Below are 20,997 nucleotides of genomic sequence, written 5' to 3'. Positions count from 1 at the left end.
GTGCGGGCCGGAGGGATCGCCTCCGGCCCGCACCCCCGGCTCACGCGTGGCAGAGGATCGGCGTCCCGCCGTTCATCACCGTCATGTCCTGGAGCACCGCCAGTATGTTCAGCGGCGCCCCCTCCGCTTCCCCGGCCAGCTCCGCGTATGCCCGGTGCAGGTTCGCCACCAGCCGTTCGCTCTCGCGCCAGGCCGCGAACTCGCCGAGATCGGCCGCGCGCGCCACCTCCAGCGGGCTCAGCCCCTTCGCCCGGCCCTCCCGGGCCAGCTCGGCCACGTACCGCAGGTAGCGCTCGGTGGCCTCGTACGCCGACGGGTCCGTCAGCGGCCCGTGCCCCGGTACGACGGTCTCCGCGCCCAGCGAGCGCAGCAGCTCCAGCGCCCGCAGCGAACCGGCCAGCGATCCCATCGCCAGGAAGGGCGTGCCCTCGGCGAAGACCAGGTCGCCGGTGAAGACGATGCCCTGCCGCGGCAGGAACACGATCGAGTCCCCGGTGGTGTGCGCGACGCCCGGGTGGATGACCCGCACCTCCGTCTCGCCGAGGTGGAAGGTCATGCGGTCGTTGTACGTGAGGTCCGGCGCGGTGATCTCGACCGAGCCGAAGTCGGTGTCCGGCCAGATCAGCTCCAGCTGGTGCCCGGCCGCGAGCTGTTCGGTGCGCGCGTCGTCGTGCCCGAGGATCAGCGCCCCGGGGGCGAAGACGGCGTTGCCGTAGGTGTGGTCGCCGTGGTGGTGGGTGTTGACCACCGTGGTCGGCAGCGGCACCCCGGCCGCCACGACCGCCTCGCGCAGGGCCAGGGCCCGCCGCTCGGTGGCCGCGGTGTCGATGAGCAGGGTCCGGCCGCCGTCGCTCACGAAGCCGGCGTTGTTCAGGCACCAGCCGCCGTCCGGCTGGACGTAGGCGTACACCCCGGTCGCGGGCTGGACGAGGTACGGCTCTTCGGCGGTCATGCGTGCTCTCCCCGGGTCGCTCTGACAAGCGGTCAGCATCCTGCCAGCCACGGCGGCGCCGGGGGAGGGCGGGGGTCAGTGGTCGTCGTAGTGGCCGTCGTGCTCGGCGTGCCGGTGCCCGTCGTGCACGTAGTCCACGTGGTCGCCGTGCTGCACCGCCTCGTGCCCGCAGGCCGGCCCGTGGGCGTGGTCGTGGTCCTCGTGGGCGGCGTGCCCCGCGGGCTCGCACTCGTCCCAGTGCCCCGCGTGCTCGCGGTGCAGATGGCCGTCGTGCGCGTAGTCGACGTGGTCCCCGTGGGAGACCTCGGTGTGGCCGCAGTCGGGTCCGTGGGCGTGCGCGTGGGTGGAGTGTTCCCTGTGCATGGTCGTCATGGCGCCGAGGCTAATGCGGAACGCCCCTTATCGCCTGTTCTGTACCGGGCGGCGCGGACAAGGATGATCATCCGACGGGCAGCTCAGAAGATGACCGCCACCGCGAACACCGACAGCGCCACCGTGCACGCCACCGCCGCCAGCGCCGCCCGTGGCGCGAGCCCCGGTGGCCGGGCCGCCGCCAGCTGCCGCACGCGGCGGTGCGCGATCCCCAGGAACAGCAGCCAGATCAGCACGATCACCGCCGCCCCGAGCACCTCCACCGCCGAGCCCGATCCGCGCAGCGCCGTCCTCAGGGCCAGCACTGCCGTCACCGAGCACGCCAGGGTCGTACGCCGCCACGCCAGCCGGGTGCGCTCGGGCTGCAGCCCCGCGTCGCGGCCCGCCGCGCCCGAGGCCGTCACGGCCGGCTCGTCCAGCCCATCAGCACCACCAGCACCATCGACACCGCGACCAGCCCCACGCCCAGGCTCAGCACCACCGGGAACCGGGAGACCGGCAGGTCCTCGCCCCGCCGCATCGCCCGCTCGCAACGCACCCAGTGGTTCACCGCCCGCAGCGCGCAGGCGGCGCCCACCGCGAGCAGAGCGAGGGACATCCCGACCCGCACCCCCCAGCGCAGGTCCGGCAGGAACTGGTCCACCGCGAATCCGCCGCCCACCAGGGCCAGCGCGGTCCGGATCCAGGCCAGGAAGGTCCGCTCGTTGGCGAGCGAGAACCGGTAGTCGGGGGTCTCGCCCTCGTCCCTCACCCGCTGCGGCGCGAACCACAGGCGCACGTCCTTGACGAAGTCGATCACCCCGTCAATCTACTGGTGACGCTCCCGGTGCGCGCGCAGCCGCCGGTACGCCTCCAGTCCGTCCGGCACCCACTCCCACCCGCCGTCCGCGACCCGGCCCGCCAGTTCCTCCTCGGAGAGCCAGGCGTGCCAGGCCACCTCCGATTCCTGCGGCCGCACCGGCAGCTCGCAGCGCACCTCGTGCACGTACGACCACCACGCCCCGCCCGGCCCCTCGTACAGGAACTTGAACAGCGGCACCGGCTGCGCCAGCCCCGACACGCCCAGCTCCTCCTCGGCCTCCCGCAGCGCGGCCCCGGCGTAGCTCTCGCCCGCGCCGACCACCCCGCCCACGAACATGTCGTACGCGGAGGGGAAGACGAGCTTCGACGCCGTCCGCCGGTGCACGAAGACCCGTCCCCGCGCGTCCCTGGCCTGTACGAACACGCACCGGTGGAGCAGTCCGCCCGCGTACACCTCGCCCCGCGGCGCCCGCCCCGTCACCCGGTCGTCGCGGTCCACCACGTCCAGCACTTCGTCAGCAGCACTCACACGGATCATCCAACCACCGCTGTTGACTGGTTACCGCTCCGTAGCCAAGGATCTGCCCCACCACCGACCGGAGGACGGGTTCGCCATGACGTACGACGCAGACGTGATCGTGATCGGGGCGGGGCTCGCCGGCCTCGTGGCCACCGCCGAGCTCGTCGACGCGGGCCGCAAGGTCATCCTGCTCGACCAGGAGCCCGAGCAGTCGATCGGCGGACAGGCGCACTGGTCCTTCGGCGGGCTGTTCTTCGTCGACTCGCCCGAACAGCGGCGGATGCGGATCAAGGACAGCCGCGAGCTCGCCCTCCAGGACTGGCGCGGCACCGCCGGCTTCGACCGCGAGGAGGACGCCTGGCCGCGCCGCTGGGCCGAGGCGTACGTCGACTTCGCGGCCGGCGAGAAGCGGCCCTGGCTGCACGCCCGGGGCGTCCGCTTCTTCCCGGTGGTCGGCTGGGCCGAACGCGGCGGCTACGACGCCAACGGCCACGGCAACTCCGTACCCCGCTTCCACATCACCTGGGGCACCGGACCCGGCCTCGTCGCCCCCTTCGAGCGGCGGGTCCGCGCCGGGGTGGCCCGCGGCCTGGTCCGGCTCGGCTTCCGCCACCGGGTCACCGGGCTCGCCCGGACGGCCGGCGTCCTGGACACCGTGACCGGCGAGATCCTCGAGCCCTCCGACGCCGTACGGGGCACCGCGAGCGGCCGCGAGGCCGCCGGGACGTTCTCCCTGCGGGCCCAGGCGGTGATCGTGACCAGCGGCGGCATCGGCGGCAACCACGACCTCGTGCGCGCGCAGTGGCCCGAGCGGCTCGCCGCCCCGCCGCGGCGGATGCTCACCGGAGTCCCGGCGCACGTGGACGGCCTGATGCTCGGCATAGCGGAGGAGGCCGGGGCCAGCCACATCAACAAGGACCGGATGTGGCACTACACCGAGGGCATCGAGAACTGGGACCCGATCTGGGCCGGGCACGGCATCCGCATCCTGCCCGGACCGTCCTCGCTCTGGCTCGACGCCACCGGCAAGCGGCTGCCCGTACCGCTCTTCCCCGGGTTCGACACCCTCGGCACCCTCGACCACATCATGAAGACCGGCCACGACCACACCTGGTTCGTGCTCAACCAGCGCATCATCGGCAAGGAGTTCGGCCTCTCCGGCTCCGAGCAGAACCCGGACCTGACCGGCAAGTCGGTGCGCGACGTCATCGACCGGGCGCGCCAGGCCGTACCGGGACCGGTGAAGGCCTTCATGGAACACGGTGCGGACTTCGTCGTCGAACGCGATCTCGCCTCGCTGGTGCGCGGCATGAACGCGGTCACCGAGGAGGACCTGCTCGACGAGGAGACCGTCCGCCGGGAGGTCGTGGCCCGCGACCGGGAGATCGCCAACCCCTTCACCAAGGACCTCCAGGTGACGGCCATCCACGGCGCCCGCAAGTACCTCGGCGACAAGCTGATCCGCACCGCCGCCCCGCACCGGATCCTCGACCCGAAGGCGGGTCCGCTGATCGCCGTACGGCTCTCCATTCTGACCCGCAAGTCCCTGGGCGGCCTGGAGACCGACCTGTCGTCCCGTGTCCTCACCGGGTCGGGCGAGCCGCTGCCCGGCCTGTACGCGGCGGGCGAGGCGGCCGGTTTCGGCGGCGGCGGGGTCCACGGCTACCGCGCGCTGGAGGGCACCTTCCTGGGCGGCTGCATCTTCTCGGGCCGCGCCGCCGGCCGCTCCGCCGCCAAGGCGGTGGGCTGACCCCCTCAGGGGGTCGGGAGGACCTCGACGACCCGGAAGCGTTCCGCGACGACCAGCGTGTCGTCGGCCACCGTGAACTCCGGGTCGCCGAGCACCTCCCGGATCTGCGGACCGTGCCAGTACCGCTCGTGCGCAGCGCGCCATTCGGCCACGGACTGGTACCCCTCGCCCTCGTCCAGCGCGTGCGCGAGGTCCACCTCGGCGAGCGGCAGCACCCGTACGTCCGTCACCTCGAGGACGGCCACCGGACGCTCGGCCGAGTCCATGACCGCCATCCGCTCGCCCACCACCGGCAGCGGGTCGCCCACGGCCTCGTACTCGGTCAGCAACCCCGTGGTGGAGGTCTTCTCCCCGCTGAGCACCGCTGCCAACAAGGAGTCGCGCAGGGGGCCGGGAAAGGCGAACAGGGCGGGCGGAAGATCCTCGTAGCTCGTCATGCGCCCAGCCTAAAGTCGCCGCCCGGTGGCCGCGAACGAGTTGAATCGCGCCAACTGTCCTCATCTTTCCACCAGTTGAAACGCGCCACGCAGTGGACTGGACCTTGACGCGGAGCTGTGCGTACCGGTTTGCTGTGCGTGATCATCCAGCCAAACCGTCCGCCCGCGCCCGTGTTCTGGAGGGAAACCCGCGGATGTCCCCGCCTCCGCCGCCCCTCGGCCGCGCCCGCAAGCGGGACGCCCAGCTCTTCGACCCGGCCCTGTGCGACACCGAGCTGGTCGACGTACGAGCCCAGTTCACCCAGGGCCGGTGGGCCAAGGCCCGCTCCCTCCTCGTCACCACAGGCGACGACTGGGACCGCCGCGGCCACCGCCTCGTCGTGCTCGCCGAGACCCCGGCCGCCACCGCCTGGGCCCGCGAATGGCTGCTCGCCGAGCCCGAGAGCCCCGACGCCGCCACCCTGCTCGCCTGCGCCGCCGTCTTCACCGCCCTGCGCCGCAAGGGCACCCCCGAAGCCGCCGAGGAGGCCTGCCGCCGGGCCGCCGCCCTGCTCCCCGCCGACCCCACCCCCTGGCTGGGGCTGCTCATGCTCACCCGTGCCTTCGGCACCGGGGAGGAGTTCAGCCGCCACTTCGACCAGGTCCGGGCCCGCCACCGCGAGCACCACCACGCCCACCACCTGATGGTCGCCAAACTGGCCGAGCACACCCCCGCCGCAGGCCAGGACCCGCTCCACGAGGTCTACGACTTCGCCGCCTGGGCCGCCGAGGAGTCCCCGGCCGACTCCCCCCTCGCCGTCCTCCCGGTCATCGCCCACGCCGAGCGCTACCGGGTGCTCGCCGCCACCCGGGGCCGCACCCCCGACGGGGCCGCCGCCCACTGGTCGAGCCGCCGGGCCCGCCAGGTGCTCCGCTCCGCCTTCGACTGGTGGCTGGAGTGGGAGCGGGAGGACCACCCCCGCAACCGCGTCGACCTCAACTTCCTGGCCCACGCCAAGCTCTGCGAGGGCCGCCCGGCCGAGGCCGCCGCACTCTTCCACCGCATCGGCAGCCATGCCACCCCCGCCCCCTGGTCCTACCCGGACCTCGACCCGCACAAGGCCTTCCTCGCCGCCCGCAGCGCCGCGCTCGGCACGGCCTGAAGCGGCGGGGCGGAACAGCACCCCGCTCGACCGCACCCCGCCCCGCACGACCTTCCCCCGGACCTTCCCCGAAAGGACCCGCCATGGCGACGGGCAGATCCACCACGCTCGGCACCGCGCCCGAGATCCGCACCTACAAGGGCCAGGACCGCGCCCTGCGCGCCGACCGCCTCGGCACCGCCGGACTGCTGCTCTCCGTACTCGCCGCCAGCGCGCCCCTGATGGTGGTCGCCGGCGTGATGCCCACCACCTTCGGCGTCATGGGCATCGTCGGCCAGCCCCTGCTGTTCGTGATCCTCGGCGTCGTGCTCGCGCTCTTCGGCGTCGGCTACGCCGAGATGAGCCGGCACGTCCACAACGCGGGCGCCTTCTACGCGTACATCGCCCGCGGCCTCGGCCCCACCGCGGGCGCGGGCGCCTCCCTCGTCGCCCTCGTCGCGTACAGCGCCATGCAGGTCGGCGTCTACGGCATCCTCGGCTTCGAGGTCTCCGGCCTCTTCGCCACCTACCTCCAGATCGACCTCGCCTGGTGGATACCGGCCCTGGCGGCCGTCGCCCTCACCGGCGCGCTCGGCTGGCTCAAGATCGACCTCAACGCCAAGGTCCTCGGCGTCCTCCTCCTCATCGAGGTCGTCCTCGTCGTCATCTTCGACGTCGCGGCCCTCGCCAAGCCCGCCGCCGAAGGCATCTCGCTGCACGCCTTCAACCCCGAGACCCTGAGCGGCCCCGGCCTCGGCACGGCCCTGTGCTTCTGCATCGCCGCCTTCGTCGGCTTCGAGCAGTCCCCGGTCTACGCCGAGGAGACCAGCAAGCCCCACATCGTCGTCTCCCGCGTCATGTTCCTGGCCGTCGGCTTCGTCGCGCTCTTCTTCGCGTTCAGCGCCTGGGCCCTCACCGTCGCCACCGGCCCCTCCGAGGTCGTCAAGAGCTCCGCCGAAGCCGGGCCCGGCCTGCTCTTCCAGCTCACCGGGGACCGCCTCGGCGCCACCTTCACCGACGTCCTGCACGTCCTCTTCGTGACCGGAATGTTCGCCGCCATGCTCAGCTTCCACAACGTGGTGGCCCGCTACGCCTTCGCCATGGGCCGCGAGGGCCTGCTCCCGGCCGCCTTCGGACGGACCAACGCGGGCACCGGCGCCCCCGCCACCGGCTCGCTCCTGCAGACCGTCGTCTCCGTCCTCGTCGTCCTGGCCTTCGCCGTCACCGACGACAAGCCGGCCGGGGACCCCACCACGCCCGTCCTGCACCTGTTCACCTGGATGGGCAACGTCGGCGCCCTCGGCGTGACCCTCCTCATGGCCGCGGCCTCCTTCGCCGTCATCGCCTTCTTCGTCCGCCGCGGCACCGCCGGCGCCCAGATCCGGCGGCTCGTCGCGGCCGGCGCCGCCGGGATCGCCCTGCTCGCCATCGCCGTCTACACGGTGAAGGACTTCGACGTCCTGGTCGCCGCCGAGAAGGGCTCCGCGCTCAGCTGGGTCCTGCCCGGGATCATCGGCGCCGCCGCCGCGGGCGGACTGCTGTACGGGGCCGTCCTGCGCAGCCGCCGCCCCGAGGTGCACGCCCGCATCGGCCTCGGCAACGAGGCCTTCCGCCTCGACCAGGCCGCGGAGGCCGACCCCCGCGCCTGAGGTCGGCCGCAGCGAGCCGCTGCCTCGCTTTCCAGCACATGTGTTGCCCCCGGCACCCGTTTCCATGGTCGCCGGGGGTTTCTGCGTGGGGAGGCCGGGTTTTGGCCATGGCCGGGGCTCATGGTCTCCTGGGGCGACAAAAACCACCGGAACCCCGCACAGGTGACACCACCCAGCTCCCCTGCACGGCGGTCCGGGTCTGCCTGTCCCACCCACGAAGGCGAAGTCCTACATGAGTGACCGCACCTTGACCGAGGCCCCGGCCCCGGCGTCCTCCCGCCACGTCGACGCCGGTGACGAGGGGTACAGCAAGGACCTCAAGTCCCGCCACATCAACATGATCGCGATCGGCGGGGCGATAGGCACCGGCCTGTTCCTGGGCGCCGGCGGCCGGCTCGCCAACGCGGGCCCCTCCCTCGCGATCGCCTACGCGGTGTGCGGCATCTTCGCCTTCTTCGTCGTCCGGGCCCTCGGCGAGCTCGTGCTCTACCGCCCCTCCTCCGGCGCGTTCGTCTCCTACGCGCGCGAGTTCATGGGGGAGAAGGGCGCCTACACAGCCGGCTGGCTGTACTTCCTGAACTGGTCCACGACCACCGTGGCCGACATCACCGCCGCCGCGACCTACGCGCACTTCTGGTCCATGTTCACCAGCGTCCCGCAGTGGGTCCTCGCCCTGATCGCCCTCGCCGTGGTCCTCACCGCGAACCTGATCTCGGTGAAGTACTTCGGCGAGATGGAGTTCTGGTTCTCCCTGGTCAAGGTCGCCGCCCTGGGCATCTTCCTGCTCGTCGGCATCTACCTGGTCGCCACCAGCCACCCGATCGACGGCCACACCCCGGGCCTGTCCTCCATCACCGACAACGGCGGCATCTTCCCGTCCGGCATGCTCCCGATGCTCCTGCTGCTCCAGGGCGTGGTCTTCGCCTACGCCTCCGTCGAGCTGTGCGGAGTCGCCGCGGGCGAGACCGAGAACCCCGAGAAGATCATGCCGAAGGCGATCAACTCGATCATGTGGCGCGTCGGCCTCTTCTACGTCGGCTCGGTGATCCTGCTCGCGCTGCTGCTCCCGTACACCTCGTACTCCTCGGACCAGAGCCCCTTCGTCACCGTCTTCGACAAGCTCGGCGTCCCCGGCGCCGCCGGCGTCATGAACCTGGTCGTCCTGACCGCCGCGCTCTCCAGCCTGAACTCCGGGCTCTACTCCACCGGCCGCATCCTGCGCTCGATGGCCATGTCCGGCTCCGCGCCGAAGTTCACCGCCCGCATGAACAAGGGCAAGGTCCCCTACGGCGGCGTGCTCTTCACCGCCGCCTTCGGCCTCGCCGGCGTCGGCCTGAACTACCTGATGCCGAAGGACGCCTTCGAGCTCGTCCTGAACTTCGCCTCGCTGGGCATCCTCGGCACCTGGGCGATGGTCATGATCTGCTCGCTCTTCTTCTGGCGCCGCGCGCAGGAGGGCAGCCTGGAGCGCCCGTCCTACCGCCTGCCCTGGGCCCCGTACACGCAGATCGTCACGCTGGCGTTCCTGGTCGCCGTGCTGGTCCTGATGTGGTGCGACGGCGGCGTCGGCCGCACCACGGTCCTGTGCGTCCCCGTCATCGGGGCCGCCCTCGTCGGCGGCTGGTTCCTGGTCCGCCGCCGCGTGGCGGAGATCGCCGCGAACCGCTGACCGGCCGGCCCCGGACTCCCGCCGTACGCAGAAGGACCCCGCCCGAGGGCGGGGTCCTTCTGCTGTGCCGTGCGGCCTTGGGTCAGGCCTTCTTGACCACGCTCGACTTCAGCTGCATGGCGCCGAAGCCCTCGATCCTGCAGTCGATGTCGTGGCCGTCCACACCGTCGACGAGCCGGATGTTGCGCACCTTCGTGCCCGCCTTGATCCCGGACGGGCTGCCCTTGACCTTGAGCGCCTTGACCACGGTCACGCTGTCGCCGTCGCCGAGCACGTTCCCCACGGCGTCCTTGACGACCTTCGCGCCGGAACCCTCCCCGGCCTGCGCACCGCCCTCGGCGGGAACCCATTCGTGGCCGCACTCGGGGCACACCACGAGGGCGTTCATCTCGTAGGTGTACTCACAGGAGCATTTCGGGCAAGGGGGAAGGTTCTCGATCACGGCTTCAGGGTAGCCGCAGCGGGAACAGGCCGGACAACGCGAAGAACCCCACCGAAGTGGGGTTCTCGCTCTGTGTCCGAGGGGGGACTTGAACCCCCACGCCCGATAAAGGGCACTAGCACCTCAAGCTAGCGCGTCTGCCATTCCGCCACCCGGACAAGGTGTCTGTCTCGCGTCCCTCGCGGGCCGTTCCGACGTGGAAAACATTACCAAACATTCCGGGGTCCTCGATCACACCCCCCGCGGCCGAGGATCGCCCTTGGGGAGAGCGGGGCGAAGCGGGAGGATGGGGAGGCAGTGGGTACCGATCAGTGGGAGGAAGCAGCGTGAGCGAGTCGAGCGCGGGCAGGACCGTCTCGGGCGAGGACGAGGTCGTCGACCTCTGCCGGGACCTCATCCGGATCGACACCAGCAACTACGGGGACCACTCCGGTCCCGGGGAGCGCAAGGCGGCCGAGTGGGTCGCGGAGAAGCTCGCCGAGGTCGGGCTGGAGCCGCAGATCTTCGAGTCCCACAAGGGGCGCGCCTCGACCGTCGCGCGCATCGAGGGGGAGGACCCGTCGCGGCCGGCCCTGCTGATCCACGGGCACACCGACGTGGTCCCGGCCAACGCGGCCGACTGGACGCACGACCCCTTCTCGGGCGAGATCGCCGACGGCTGCGTGTGGGGCCGCGGCGCCGTCGACATGAAGGACATGGACGCGATGACGCTGGCCGTCGTGCGCGACCGCCTGCGCAGCGGCCGCAAGCCCCCGCGGGACATCGTGCTGGCCTTCCTCGCGGACGAGGAGGCGGGCGGCGTGTTCGGCGCCCGGCACCTCGTGGACAAGCACCCCGGGCTCTTCGAGGGGGTCACCGAGGCGATCGGCGAGGTCGGCGGCTTCTCGTTCACCGTCAACGAGAACCTGCGGCTGTACCTCGTGGAGACCGCCCAGAAGGGCATGCACTGGATGCGGCTCACGGTGGAGGGCACCGCGGGCCACGGATCGATGACGAACAACGACAACGCCATCACGGAGCTGTGCGAGGCCGTGGGCCGCCTCGGCCGCCACCAGTGGCCGGTGAGGGTCACCAAGACCGTACGGAGCTTCCTGGACGAGCTCTCGGACGCGCTCGGCACCCCGCTCGACCCGGACGACATGGACGCGACCCTCGCCAAGCTCGGCGGCATCGCCAAGATGGTCGGCGCGACCCTGCGCAACTCGGCCGCCCCGACCATGCTCGGCGCCGGCTACAAGGTCAACGTCATCCCCGGCCAGGCCACCGCGCACGTCGACGGCCGCTTCCTGCCCGGCTACGAGGACGAGTTCTTCGCCGACCTCGACCGGATCCTCGGGCCGCGCGTGAAGTACGAGGACGTGCACGGGGACAGGGCGCTGGAGACGGACTTCGACGGGAAGCTCGTCGACGCGATGCAGGGCGCCCTCAAGGCCGAGGACCCGATCGCGCGGGCGGTCCCGTACATGCTCTCCGGCGGCACGGACGCGAAGTCCTTCGACGACCTCGGCATCCGCTGCTTCGGGTTCGCCCCGCTGCAGCTGCCGCCGGAGCTGGACTTCGCCGGGATGTTCCACGGAGTGGACGAGCGGGTGCCGGTCGACGGGCTGAAGTTCGGCGTGCGCGTCCTGGACCGATTCATCGACAACTGCTGAGAATCGGGAAGGTGTGCGTTTCTCACTGGGAAGAGTGAATGCACTCATACGCTCGTAGCCCTGGTGATGCCTCCTCGTTACAGGTGGTGCGGTCCGCGGCTGGGACCGCAATTGCCAACTAGGAGGAACAATGTTCAAGAAGGTTGTCGCCGCTGCGGCTGCCACCGGTGGTCTGGTTCTCGCGGGTGCGGGCCTGGCCCAGGCCGACGCGGGTGCCCAGGGTGCGGCCATCGGCTCCCCGGGTGTCCTGTCCGGCAACGTCGTCCAGGTCCCGGTCCACGTTCCCGTGAACGTCTGCGGTAACACGATCAACGTCATCGGCCTGCTGAACCCGGCCTTCGGCAACACCTGCGTCAACGCCTGACGCTTCTGAAGTCTTGGGCCCCGGAGCGCATTCCAGCGCTCCGGGGCCGCCGGGCTTTCGAGGCCCGGCCGTTCGTACATCGCAGGGGGACAAACGCAATGCGACGACAGGCAGCGGTCACCAGGAAGACCCTGATCACCATGGCGGCGGCGGGGGGTGTGCTCGCGCTGGGTGGGGGTTACGCACACGCGGACTCCGGCACGTCCGGCCATGCCGTGAACTCTCCGGGCGTGGCGTCCGGGAACTCCGACCACGTACCCGTGGATGCTCCGGTGAACATCTGCGGCAACACCATCTCGGTGGTGGGGCTGCTCAACCCGGCCTTCGGGAACCGGTGTTCCAACGACTCGGCCACGCCGAACCACCCCGGTCACCCGGGGCACCCGGGCCACCCGGGCAACCCCGGCCACCCGGCCGAGCCCGATGAGCCGGACGAGCCGTGCGACGAGGACGAACCGCACCACCCGGGCCACCCCGGCAACCCGGGTACGCCCGGCACTCCGGGCAACCCCGGCACTCCGGGCCAGCCCGGCAACCCCGGAACCCCCGGCAACCCCGGAACCCCCGGCACTCCGGGCCAGCCCGGCAACCCGGGTACCCCCGGCAACCCCGGAACCCCGGGCACTCCGGGCCAGCCCGGCAACCCCGGAACCCCCGGCAACCCGGGAACTCCCGGCAACCCCGGAACCCCCGGCAACCCGGGCCAGCCCGGCAACCCGGGTACCCCCGGCACTCCGGGTACGCCCACCGGGGCCGGCGCGGGCGGTCTCACGCCCGTCACCCACCCCGGCCAGGGGATCGCGCCGGCCCGGCAGGCGGGACTCGCCGCCACCGGCGCGGGAGACGTCCTCGGCGTGGGCCTTCCGCTCGCCGCGGGCACGCTGCTCGCGGGCGCCGTGCTCTACCGGCGCGCCCGCAACGCCGCCTGACCGGCGTCGGCGGCCGTACGGCGCGGGCCCCGATCCGGGGCCCGCGTCACCCGTCCCGCGTCACCAGGTGGCGCGGACCTGACGGATGATCCTCCGGCGCAGCCGTACCCGGCGGCTGCCGTCCCGGTACAGGGCCAGCCGGTCGATCTCCCAGTTCCCGTACTCGGCATGGTCGGTGAGCAGGCGGGTCGCCTCCTTGCGGGGCACACCGCGGGGCACGTACACGTCGACAAATTCGTATTCCGGCATCGCATCTATTGTGCGGGCAGAGCCCTGCTACGGATAGCGTCTGCACTATGTCTGATGCCGCTCTGCCCAGTGTTGCCGAGGTACGCGCCGCCGCCGAGGCGGTCAAGGCCGCGCTCGACCGCCACCTCGCCGCGGTCGAGAGCAGGATCGGGGACGAGGACCCGGCCGTCTACGCCGCCTTCAACGAACTCGCCGCCGCCGCCGAGGAGTACGACGAACTCCTCTACGACCGCTACGACGAGGTCACCCCGTTCGAGATCCCCACGCCCGAGGACGGTGTCCCGTACACCGGCCCGGCGGAGCCCGCGGCCTTCAGCGTGCTCATCCGCCGTGACTACGCCGTCGTCGAACCGCCGAGGCTGATCGCCCAGGCCGAGCGCGTCGCCGCGCACGACCGCGAGGCCGAGCTCGCCCTCGACGGCGGCACCGCCGGTGCGCTGGGCGTGCTCTTCGGGGAGTACGAGCCCGACGAGATCGCCTCCCGCTACAAGGAGTTCGGTCTGGAGGAGGGGGACTCCACGCTCTGGATCGCGGCCTCGGAGGAGGTGACGGAGCCGGGGGAGTGGCTGGGCTCGCCCTTCGGGCACACCGATCCGCAGGACGTACTGCACCGGTTCGACGTCAGCTCCGTCTTCGACGAGGAGACCGACGGGTTCGACGGGGACGAGGAAGAGGACGCGGGCGGCCGGGCGGCCCGGCCCGGTCTGGCCCCCGCCTGACCCCGTCCCGCGCACACGACACCGCGGCCCCCGTCCGGGAAGGGCGGGGGCCGCGGTGCGCACGGGTTCACTCCAAGATCACTGCGGTGTCACTCCGGCTGCTCCCGCGCCGCCGCCACGAGGGCCCGCAGCAGGCCGGTCAGCCGGGTCGTACGCGGCTTCGGCAGCACCCCGGCGACCGCCTGCGGCAGCGCCTGGTCGACGCCGTGCACCACGGACAGGTGCCGCTCCGCCCGCCCGAACGCCGTGTACACCCAGTCCCGGGAGAGCGCCTGCTCGGCGTCCTTGGGCAGTACGACGACCGCGGCCGGCCAGCGCGCGCCGACGGCCTGGTGCGCCGTGACCGCCCAGCCGTGCCGCACCTGTGACTCCACCCGCTCCTTCGCCACGACGATCGGCGCGCCGGCCGCGTCCAGGTGCAGCCCCTGCGCGTCGGCCGACACCACCCGGGCCGGGACGGCCCGCCCGGGCGAGGGCACGTGCACGACGCGGTCGCCGGGGTCGAAGCCGCCGAACCGGCCGGGGCCCGGGTTCAGCCGCTCCTTGAGGGCAGCGTTCAGCGCCCTCGTACCCGCCGGGCCGCCGTGGCCCGGGGTGATGACCTGGACCGCGTCGGCCGGGATCCCGAAGGCGCGCGGTACGGACTCGGCCACCAGCTGCACGGCGCGGTGGACGGCCTCCCCGGCGGCCTGCACCGGGACGATGACGACCTCCTTGCCGGGGGCGTCGACCTGGTGGAGCTCGCCGATGCCGATGCCCGAGACGAGTTCGCCGATCGGGCCGGGGTCGGGGGTGCGGGAGACCAGCTGCGGACAGGCTCGGGCCGCCAGGACATCGGCGAACACCCGCCCGGGTCCGGCGGATCCGAGGACGCCGGGGTCCCCGGAGAGCACCAGGCGGGCCCCGTCGGGAACGGACTCGACGAGCGCGGCGGCGGTCTCCACGTCCAGCTGCGGGGCGTCGAGGACCACGAGCAGGTCCACGGCGAACTGCCCGTCCGCGTCCCGGCCGGGCCCGGCGGCGCCGGAGAGCAGGTCCGCGACGGTGACGGCGCCGTGCGCCGGGGTGTGGGCGGCCAGGCAGACGCGCAGGCCCTGGTCGCGGGCGGCGGCCAGCAGGGCCAGCGGTTCGGCGCGGGCGGCCTCCCCGCCGGTGTGGGTGACCAGGCCGTGGCCCGAGACGGCGCGGATCAGGTCGGCGCCGGGGCCGGCGGTGGCGGCCTTCTCCCAGTCCGCCGGGTCTGCGAAGGTGTTGGCCAGCCGGGCCAGGCCGTCGGCCAGGCTCTCCTCGGCCAGCGCGTAGCCCTCCAGGCCGACAAGCACGCGGACGGGCTGCTCCTCGCCCTCGGCGGCGGGCGGGCCGAGCGGCTCCTGGAAGACGAGGACGGCGCCCTCGCCGATGGCCTGCTCCAGCGACTCGGCGGGATCCGGGACGCCGTACTGGGCGAGGGCGGCTTCGAGGGTCGGTGCCTCGAGGGCGGTGTGCCCCTTGAGCGCGGCCTGCTCCAGCAGCCAGCCGAGGAGCGCGGCGGCCCGCCGCTCGTCCCCGGGACCGGCGTCCTGGCCGAGCAGGGCGCGGCCGAAGCCGTCGGCCTGGGTGGGGCGCACTCCGGCGACGGCCAGGAGCCGCCAGGGGTCGTGGGCGAGCTGCTCGGCGGCGTCCTCGCCGAGGGCGGTGGCGGCGGGGAGGGCCAGTGCCTCGGGGGCGCCGCCGCGGGCGAGCACGGCGCGCACGCCCTCGACCCCGGCGGCGGTCGGAGCCGGCGCCGCGGCCGCGGGCCGGGGCGTACGGGGCGCGGCGGGGGCCTCCGGGGCCCGGCGGGGGGCGGTGGGAGCCTCGTCGAAGTACACGGGCGAGGGCTTCTCCCCGCTCTCCACGGCCCGTACGGCGGCCAGCAGGTCGGCGGCCCTGCCACTGAGCTTGGCCCCGGCCTCCACGGGCCCCTGCCGCTCCGCCTTGCGGCGGGCGATGCGCTCCCGCTCCACCTTCTGCGCGGCCAACTCGGCGGCGGCCTCGCTGACCACCGGCTGCGCGGCCTCGGCGGAACCGCCGGGGGCCGCGGCCTCGTCCGAGCCGCCCGGAACCGCGGGCTCCGCGGCTTCCCGCGCCGCGCCGGCCCCATCCTCCGGCGCCTCGGCCGCGACCGCACCGGGGTCGGCGGCCCCCTCGTCCGTCCCGGTCCCTGCGGGGTTCTCTCCCGCCCCCGTCTCCGAAAGCGGGGGCTCCGTACGACGCCCGGCTTCGCCGGCGCCCTGCGGCTCCGCCGCTCCCGTGCTCCCGGCTTCGCCGGAGGGGGAGCCCTCGGCGCCCGGCGGCTCCACCGGATCCGGGTCGGGGGCGGGCGTGGGGGCCGCGGAAGCGGCTTGCGCGGCTTGGCGGTCCGTGCTCACAGCGTGCTCCAGTCGTGGTCGGGGTAGCGGTGCACGGGCGCCGACACATCGTCCAGCGCCCGGCAGATCTCCTCCGGAAGGGTAAGCGGCTCCACCGACAACGCCTCGCTGAGCTGCGCGGACGTCCGCGCGCCCACGATCGGCGCGACCACCCCGGGCCGGTCCCTGATCCAGGCCAGGGCCACCTGCAGCGGCGTCACCGCCAGCCCCTGGGCCGCCGTCGCCACCGCGTCCACGATCCCGCCCGCCGCCTCGTCCAGGTACGGGTCCACGAAGCCGGCCATGGTCGGGGAGGCGGCCCGGGAGTCGGCCGGGGTCGTACCGTCGCGGTACTTGCCCGTCAGGACGCCGCGGCCCAGCGGGGAGGAGGGGAGCAGCCCGACACCCAGGTCCAGGGCCGCGGGCAGCACCTCGCGCTCCACGCCCCGCTGGAGCAGCGAGTACTCCATCTGGGCCGATGCCAGTCGCGTCCGCGCCCCCGGCGCCGCCAGCTGCCACGTCGCCGCCTTGGCCAGCTGCCAGCCCGAGAAGCCCGCCACGCCCGCGTACCGGGCCCGGCCGCTGCTCACCGCCAGGTCCAGCGCGTGGAGGGTCTCCTCCAGCGGGGTCGTGGGGTCGAACGCGTGCACCTGCCACAGGTCGACGTGGTCCGTGCCGAGCCGGGACAGCGAATCGTCCAGCGCGGCCAGGAGGTGCCCGCGCGAGCCGTCGACCCGGCGGTCGGCGGCCCGGACCGAGCCCGACTTCGTCGCGATCACCAGGTCACGGCGCGGGACCAGCCCGTCGATCAACTGCCCCAGCAGGTACTCCGCCTCACCGCCCCCGTACACGTCGGCGGTGTCGACGAGCGTCCCGCCCGCCTCCCAGAACGTCTTCAACTGCTCGGCAGCGCCCGACTCGTCCGGGCCCTCCGCGGAACGGCCCCAGGTCAGGGTGCCGAGGCCGATCCGGGACACGCGCAGTCCGGTGCGGCCGAGATGCCTCTGCTCCATGACCGCTGAGACTACTGGGGCACTGCCGCCGGAGCCCCTGGCGCGCTACAGTCCCCCGCAGACGTACGTTACTGATCGGTAAACCGGCAACACCGTAAGGGGACGACACATGCGGCTCGGCATCAATCTCGGCTACTGGGGCGCTGGCATGGACGCCGACAACCTGGCCGTGGCCCAGGAGGCGGACCGCCTCGGCTACGACGTCTGCTGGGCGGCGGAGGCCTACGGATCCGACGCCCCGACCGTGCTCGCCTGGGTCGCCGCCCAGACCGAGCGCATCGACGTCGGCTCCGCGATCCTCCAGATCCCGGCCCGCCAGCCCGCGATGACCGCCATGACGGCCGCCACCCTCGACTCCCTCACCAAGGGCCGCTTCCGGCTCGGCCTCGGCGTCTCCGGCCCCCAGGTCTCCGAGGGCTGGTACGGCGTCAAGTTCGACAAGCCGCTCGCCCGCACCCGCGAGTACGTGGAGATCGTCCGCAAGGCGATGACCCGCGAGCGCCTCAGCTACGAGGGCGAGCACTGGACGCTCCCGCTGCCCGGCGGCCCCGGCAAGCCGATCAAGCTCACCGTGCACCCGGAGCGCGAGCACATCCCGCTCTACATCGCCGCCATCGGGCCCAAGAACCTGGAGCAGACCGGCGAGATCGCCGACGGCGCCCTGCTCATCTTCCCCGCCGCCGAGCACCTGGAAGCCACCGCGCTCACCCACATCCGGGCGGGCCGCGAGAAGGCCGGACTGACCATGGAGGGCTTCGACGTCTGCCCGACGGTCCCGCTGGCCGTCGGCGAGGACGTGACCGCCCTGGCCGACATGTTCCGCCCGTACACGGCCCTGTACGTCGGCGGCATGGGCAGCCGGAAGCAGAACTTCTACAACCAGCTCGCCCAGCGCATGGGCTACGAGAAGGAAGCGGCCGAGATCCAGGACAAGTACCTGGCGGGCGACAAGACGGGCGCGGCCGCGGCCGTCCCGCACTCGCTGATCGACTCGACCACCCTGCTCGGCTCCGTCGAGCGGATCGCGGACGGGATGCGGGCCTACGCCGAGGCCGGGGTCACCACCCTCACGCTCGCCCCGGCCGGTTTCACCCTGGACGAGCGGATCACCGCCCTGCGGGCCGGCACGGAGGCCATGGAGCGCGCCGGCCTCGCATAGGTCCGGGAGGGGTCTCTGCGGCCGTGGTGGGGGCTCGGGGGTCTTCCCCGCCACGGCCGACACAGGCACAACGCGGGCGGCGCCCCCGGGGTTACGCCCGCGCCCCGCGCCTTCCCTTCGTTCATTCGGCCGAGCGGCGCCACCCCACGGTTGCCGGGCCCCCGGATCGGCCGTTGACTCGATGCATGCTCTCTGCCCGCAGCCTGTTCCAGGAGATCGTCGACCACGACGACTCGTTCCAGCTGTTCTGCTCCATCGCCGCCAGCGGGGAGTCCCAGGGCGGCTGGGAGAACGCCCGGATCGCGGCGCTGGTGCCCGACGGCATGCGCGAGCTCGCGCCGAAGATCACCCGGCACGGCGCCGACGAGGACAAGCACGGCCGGATCTTCAACGCCCTGCTCCGCAAGCGCGGCCTGCGGCCCGTCCCCGTGCCCCCGGAGACCGACTACACCATGCTGCTGGAACGGCGCGGCATCGGCCTCGCGCACGAGAAGCTGCGCCGGGACGAACCGCTGACCGAGGAGGACATCCTCGTCTACCTCGCCCACAGCCGGGTCACCGAGCAGCGCGCCGCCGACCAGATGCTCATGCTCGTCCGGCGGTTCGGGGACCACCCCGAGGTCGGCAAGGCCGTCCGCATGATCAGCCACGACGAGGACAACCACCTCGCCTACTGCCACGAGGAACTGCTGCGCCTCGTCCGCGCGGGGCACGGCCGGACCATCCAGCGGGTGCTGCGCGACAGCGCCCTCGCCGAGATCTCCATCTACCGGGACGTGAGCCTCGCCGTCATGGACCACATGGGCCGGCTGCTGCGCTGGCCCGCGCCCAAGGCGGCCGCGCTGGCCGCCGGGATCCGCGCGACGTACGCGTACGAGCGGTTCGCCGGCTGGCACCGGATGATCAGCCTGCGCATGCCGGAGCGGCGCGACGCGCTGGGCGGCGTACCGGTGACCACGCCCGAGTACGCGTAGCCCGCCGCTGCCGGCTACAGCCAGCCGCGGGTCTTGAACAGGCGGTGCAGGCCCAGACAGGCGCCCACCATCACCAGGATCACGGCCGGATAGCCCCAGGGCTGCCGCAGCTCCCACATGTGGTCGAAGTTCATCCCGTAGATGCCCGCCACCATCGTCGGGACGGCCGCCATCGCCGCCCAGGCCGAGATCTTGCGCATGTCGTCGTTCTGCCGGACGCCCATCTGCGCCAGGTGCGCGGCCAGCGCGTCCGACAGCAGCCGGTCCAGGCCCTCGATGTACTCGCTCGCCTTGGTCAGGTGGTCGGCGACGTCGCGGAAGAACGGCTGCGCGTGCTCGTGCACGAAGGGCACGTTCCCGAAGGCCAGCCGGTCCATCGGCTGGAGCAGCGGGCTCGTCGCCCGGCGGAACTCCAGCACCTGCCGCTTGAAGCCGTAGATCCGGGCGGCGGTGTTCTTGGTGTCCGTGGCCTGCGGAGCGAAGACCTCGGCCTCCAGCTCCTCCAGGTCGGCCTGGAGCTCGGCCGCGACCTCGATGTAGTGGTCGACCACGGCGTCGGACACCGCGTACAGCACCGCCGTCGGACCGTGCCGCAGGACCTCCGGCTCGTGCTCCAGCCGGTGGCGCACGGCGCTCAGCGCGGCCCCCTCGCCGTGCCGGACCGTGACCACGAAGGAGTCGCCGATGAAGAGCATCAGCTCGCCGGTGGTCACCGTGTCGGTGTCGTCGTCGTACATGACCGGCTTGAGGACGACGAACAGCGAGTCGTCGTACACCTCCAGCTTGGGGCGCTGGTGCGCGGTCAGCGCGTCCTCCACCGCCAGCTTGTGCAGCCGGAACTCCTTGCTGACGTGCTCGAACTCCTCCTCCGTCGGCTCGTACATGCCGACCCAGAGGAAGGCGTCCCCACTGGCCCGTGCCTCGTCGAGGGCGTCCGAGAGGTCCTCGGGCGCAGGGGAGCGGCGGCCGTCCCGGTACATGGCGCAGTCGACTATCACGGACGGCATTCTCCCCCGCCCGCACCCGGCCCGCACACAACGGCCACGCCTTAGGCTGGGCGCCATGGCCACGCTGATCCTCGTACGACACGGGCGGTCCACCGCCAACACCGCAGGGCTGCTCGCCGGATGGACGCCGGGAGTGACCCTTGACGAGCACGGCGCCGGGCAGGCGGCCGCGCTGCCCGGTCGGCTCGCCGCGGTCCCGCTCGCCGCCGCCGTCACCAGCCCGCTCCAGCGCTGCAAGGAGACCCTCGCCCCGCTGCTCGCCGCCCGCCCGGGACTGGAGCTCCACACGGACGACCGGATCGGCGAATGCCACTACGGGGACTGGTCGAACCGCAAGCTCTCGGAGCTCTCCGGCGAACCCCTGATGAAGATCGTCCAGCAGCACCCCTCGGCCGCCGCCTTCCCCGGCGGGGAGTCGATGCGCGCCATGCAGGCGCGCGCCGTGGACGCCGTACGGGAGTGGAACGCGCGGATCGAGGAGGAGCACGGCAGCGACGCCGTCTTCCTGATGTGCTCGCACGGGGACATCATCAAATCCCTGGTCGCTGACGCCCTGGGCATGCACCTGGACCTCTTCCAGCGCATCCACGTGGACCCCTGCTCGGTCACGGCCGTCCGCTACACGCCGACGCGCCCCTTCCTGCTCCGGCTCGGCGACACCGGGGACTTCGGCTCCCTCGCCCCGCGCCCCGCCCCGGCACCGGACGCCGCGACCGCCGCGCAGGACACGCGGACCTTCGAGAGCGCGACCGAGGACGGCGGGAACGCCGTCGTGGGGGGCGGTGCGGGCGCGGCTTGATCGAACGGCGCAGTAGGGTGGACTGGCTCAAATAATCACCGCACCCGTGC

Annotated in this window: 22 protein-coding genes and 1 tRNA gene; 11 read left to right on the top strand and 12 right to left on the bottom strand. The window is 72.9% G+C overall.

Features of this window, described 5'->3' with window-relative positions:
* Positions 1–40: 40 nt before the first annotated feature.
* The 5 genes from ACFY1T_RS13360 to ACFY1T_RS13340 form a co-directional block, all read right to left on the bottom strand.
* On the bottom strand, positions 41–952 hold the full coding sequence (locus tag ACFY1T_RS13360; protein ID WP_390788226.1) for an MBL fold metallo-hydrolase: 912 nt from the start codon (positions 950–952) through the stop codon (positions 41–43).
* A 75-nt stretch (positions 953–1,027) separates the two neighbouring features.
* Positions 1,028–1,324: a hypothetical protein gene (locus tag ACFY1T_RS13355; protein WP_030860343.1), complete on the bottom strand. Its 297-nt coding sequence runs from the start codon at positions 1,322–1,324 to the stop codon at positions 1,028–1,030.
* An 83-nt stretch (positions 1,325–1,407) separates the two neighbouring features.
* A complete protein-coding gene (locus ACFY1T_RS13350) occupies positions 1,408–1,728 on the bottom strand; it encodes a DUF202 domain-containing protein (RefSeq protein ID WP_390788225.1) in 321 nt (106 codons plus the stop codon).
* Complete coding sequence (locus tag ACFY1T_RS13345) at positions 1,725–2,123, bottom strand: YidH family protein (protein WP_390788224.1); 399 nt, start codon at positions 2,121–2,123, stop codon at positions 1,725–1,727. The genes ACFY1T_RS13350 and ACFY1T_RS13345 overlap by 4 nt, the downstream gene beginning before the upstream one ends.
* Positions 2,124–2,132: 9 nt before the next feature.
* Positions 2,133–2,654, bottom strand: a complete 522-nt coding sequence (locus tag ACFY1T_RS13340) for an NUDIX hydrolase (protein ID WP_390788223.1) — start codon at positions 2,652–2,654, stop codon at positions 2,133–2,135.
* 85 nt (positions 2,655–2,739) lie between these two features.
* On the opposite strand from ACFY1T_RS13340, the gene ACFY1T_RS13335 reads away from it, so the two are divergent.
* On the top strand, positions 2,740–4,395 hold the full coding sequence (locus ACFY1T_RS13335) for an FAD-binding dehydrogenase (RefSeq protein ID WP_390788222.1): 1,656 nt from the start codon (positions 2,740–2,742) through the stop codon (positions 4,393–4,395).
* A 5-nt stretch (positions 4,396–4,400) separates the two neighbouring features.
* On the opposite strand, the gene ACFY1T_RS13330 is transcribed toward ACFY1T_RS13335, so the two are convergent.
* Positions 4,401–4,832: an ASCH domain-containing protein gene (locus ACFY1T_RS13330; RefSeq protein ID WP_390788221.1), complete on the bottom strand. Its 432-nt coding sequence runs from the start codon at positions 4,830–4,832 to the stop codon at positions 4,401–4,403.
* Positions 4,833–5,026: 194 nt separating this feature from the next.
* Here ACFY1T_RS13330 and ACFY1T_RS13325 point away from each other — a divergent pair, with 194 nt between their 5' ends.
* The 3 genes from ACFY1T_RS13325 to ACFY1T_RS13315 all read left to right on the top strand — a co-directional run bounded on the left by ACFY1T_RS13325 (position 5,027) and on the right by ACFY1T_RS13315 (position 9,271).
* Complete coding sequence (locus ACFY1T_RS13325; RefSeq protein WP_390788220.1) at positions 5,027–5,974, top strand: hypothetical protein; 948 nt, start codon at positions 5,027–5,029, stop codon at positions 5,972–5,974.
* Between the two features lie 83 nt (positions 5,975–6,057).
* Entirely contained in the window at positions 6,058–7,602 is a 1,545-nt protein-coding gene (locus ACFY1T_RS13320) for an APC family permease (RefSeq protein WP_390788219.1), read from the top strand.
* Positions 7,603–7,834: 232 nt separating this feature from the next.
* The gene (locus ACFY1T_RS13315; RefSeq protein WP_390788218.1) at positions 7,835–9,271 is read left to right on the top strand and encodes an amino acid permease; all 1,437 of its coding nucleotides are present in this window, start codon (positions 7,835–7,837) and stop codon (positions 9,269–9,271) included.
* An 82-nt stretch (positions 9,272–9,353) separates the two neighbouring features.
* Here the strand turns inward: ACFY1T_RS13315 and ACFY1T_RS13310 are convergent, their stop codons facing one another.
* On the bottom strand, positions 9,354–9,713 hold the full coding sequence (locus ACFY1T_RS13310) for a zinc ribbon domain-containing protein YjdM (protein WP_390788217.1): 360 nt from the start codon (positions 9,711–9,713) through the stop codon (positions 9,354–9,356).
* A gap of 73 nt (positions 9,714–9,786) precedes the next feature.
* Positions 9,787–9,871, bottom strand: a tRNA-Leu gene (locus tag ACFY1T_RS13305).
* A 168-nt stretch (positions 9,872–10,039) separates the two neighbouring features.
* On the opposite strand from ACFY1T_RS13305, the gene ACFY1T_RS13300 reads away from it, so the two are divergent.
* From ACFY1T_RS13300 to ACFY1T_RS13290, 3 genes are all read left to right on the top strand, one after another.
* Positions 10,040–11,365, top strand: coding sequence for a M20/M25/M40 family metallo-hydrolase (locus tag ACFY1T_RS13300; RefSeq protein ID WP_390788216.1), 1,326 nt, complete (start codon positions 10,040–10,042; stop codon positions 11,363–11,365).
* A gap of 130 nt (positions 11,366–11,495) precedes the next feature.
* Entirely contained in the window at positions 11,496–11,729 is a 234-nt protein-coding gene (gene chpH / locus ACFY1T_RS13295) for a chaplin ChpH (RefSeq protein WP_030860321.1), read from the top strand.
* A gap of 98 nt (positions 11,730–11,827) precedes the next feature.
* Positions 11,828–12,658, top strand: a complete 831-nt coding sequence (locus tag ACFY1T_RS13290; RefSeq protein WP_390788215.1) for a chaplin family protein — start codon at positions 11,828–11,830, stop codon at positions 12,656–12,658.
* Between the two features lie 60 nt (positions 12,659–12,718).
* On the opposite strand, the gene ACFY1T_RS13285 is transcribed toward ACFY1T_RS13290, so the two are convergent.
* Positions 12,719–12,907 (bottom strand): DUF5703 family protein, encoded by a 189-nt coding sequence (locus ACFY1T_RS13285; RefSeq protein WP_030860319.1) that lies wholly within the window; start codon positions 12,905–12,907, stop codon positions 12,719–12,721.
* Positions 12,908–12,954: 47 nt separating this feature from the next.
* Here ACFY1T_RS13285 and ACFY1T_RS13280 point away from each other — a divergent pair, with 47 nt between their 5' ends.
* Complete coding sequence (locus tag ACFY1T_RS13280; RefSeq protein WP_030860317.1) at positions 12,955–13,626, top strand: hypothetical protein; 672 nt, start codon at positions 12,955–12,957, stop codon at positions 13,624–13,626.
* 89 nt (positions 13,627–13,715) lie between these two features.
* On the opposite strand, the gene ACFY1T_RS13275 is transcribed toward ACFY1T_RS13280, so the two are convergent.
* Together ACFY1T_RS13275 and ACFY1T_RS13270 are read right to left on the bottom strand one after the other, a co-directional pair.
* Entirely contained in the window at positions 13,716–16,016 is a 2,301-nt protein-coding gene (locus ACFY1T_RS13275) for a helix-hairpin-helix domain-containing protein (RefSeq protein ID WP_390788214.1), read from the bottom strand.
* Positions 16,013–17,008, bottom strand: a complete 996-nt coding sequence (locus ACFY1T_RS13270; protein WP_030860313.1) for an aldo/keto reductase — start codon at positions 17,006–17,008, stop codon at positions 16,013–16,015. Before ACFY1T_RS13270 ends, ACFY1T_RS13275 begins: the two co-directional genes overlap by 4 nt.
* 109 nt (positions 17,009–17,117) lie before the next feature.
* Between ACFY1T_RS13270 and ACFY1T_RS13265 the strand changes: the two genes are divergently transcribed.
* Both ACFY1T_RS13265 and ACFY1T_RS13260 read left to right on the top strand, forming a co-directional pair.
* Positions 17,118–18,167 carry an LLM class F420-dependent oxidoreductase gene (locus ACFY1T_RS13265; RefSeq protein ID WP_030860312.1) on the top strand — a complete coding sequence of 350 codons (1,050 nt, stop codon included), beginning with the start codon at positions 17,118–17,120 and terminating at the stop codon, positions 18,165–18,167.
* Positions 18,168–18,352: 185 nt separating this feature from the next.
* Positions 18,353–19,141: a ferritin-like domain-containing protein gene (locus ACFY1T_RS13260; RefSeq protein ID WP_390788213.1), complete on the top strand. Its 789-nt coding sequence runs from the start codon at positions 18,353–18,355 to the stop codon at positions 19,139–19,141.
* Positions 19,142–19,155: 14 nt separating this feature from the next.
* On the opposite strand, the gene corA is transcribed toward ACFY1T_RS13260, so the two are convergent.
* Complete coding sequence (gene corA, locus ACFY1T_RS13255) at positions 19,156–20,148, bottom strand: magnesium/cobalt transporter CorA (protein WP_390788212.1); 993 nt, start codon at positions 20,146–20,148, stop codon at positions 19,156–19,158.
* A 55-nt stretch (positions 20,149–20,203) separates the two neighbouring features.
* Between corA and ACFY1T_RS13250 the strand changes: the two genes are divergently transcribed.
* The gene (locus tag ACFY1T_RS13250) at positions 20,204–20,947 is read left to right on the top strand and encodes a histidine phosphatase family protein (RefSeq protein WP_390788211.1); all 744 of its coding nucleotides are present in this window, start codon (positions 20,204–20,206) and stop codon (positions 20,945–20,947) included.
* Positions 20,948–20,997 lie beyond the last annotated feature (50 nt).

Origin of the sequence: Streptomyces sp. NPDC001194 (genome assembly GCF_042896985.1) — a bacterium.
Taxonomy (GTDB): Bacteria; Actinomycetota; Actinomycetes; order Streptomycetales; family Streptomycetaceae; genus Streptomyces.
The sequence above is the reverse complement of the archived record's forward strand: the minus strand, read 5'-3'. Positions and strand labels throughout refer to the sequence as shown.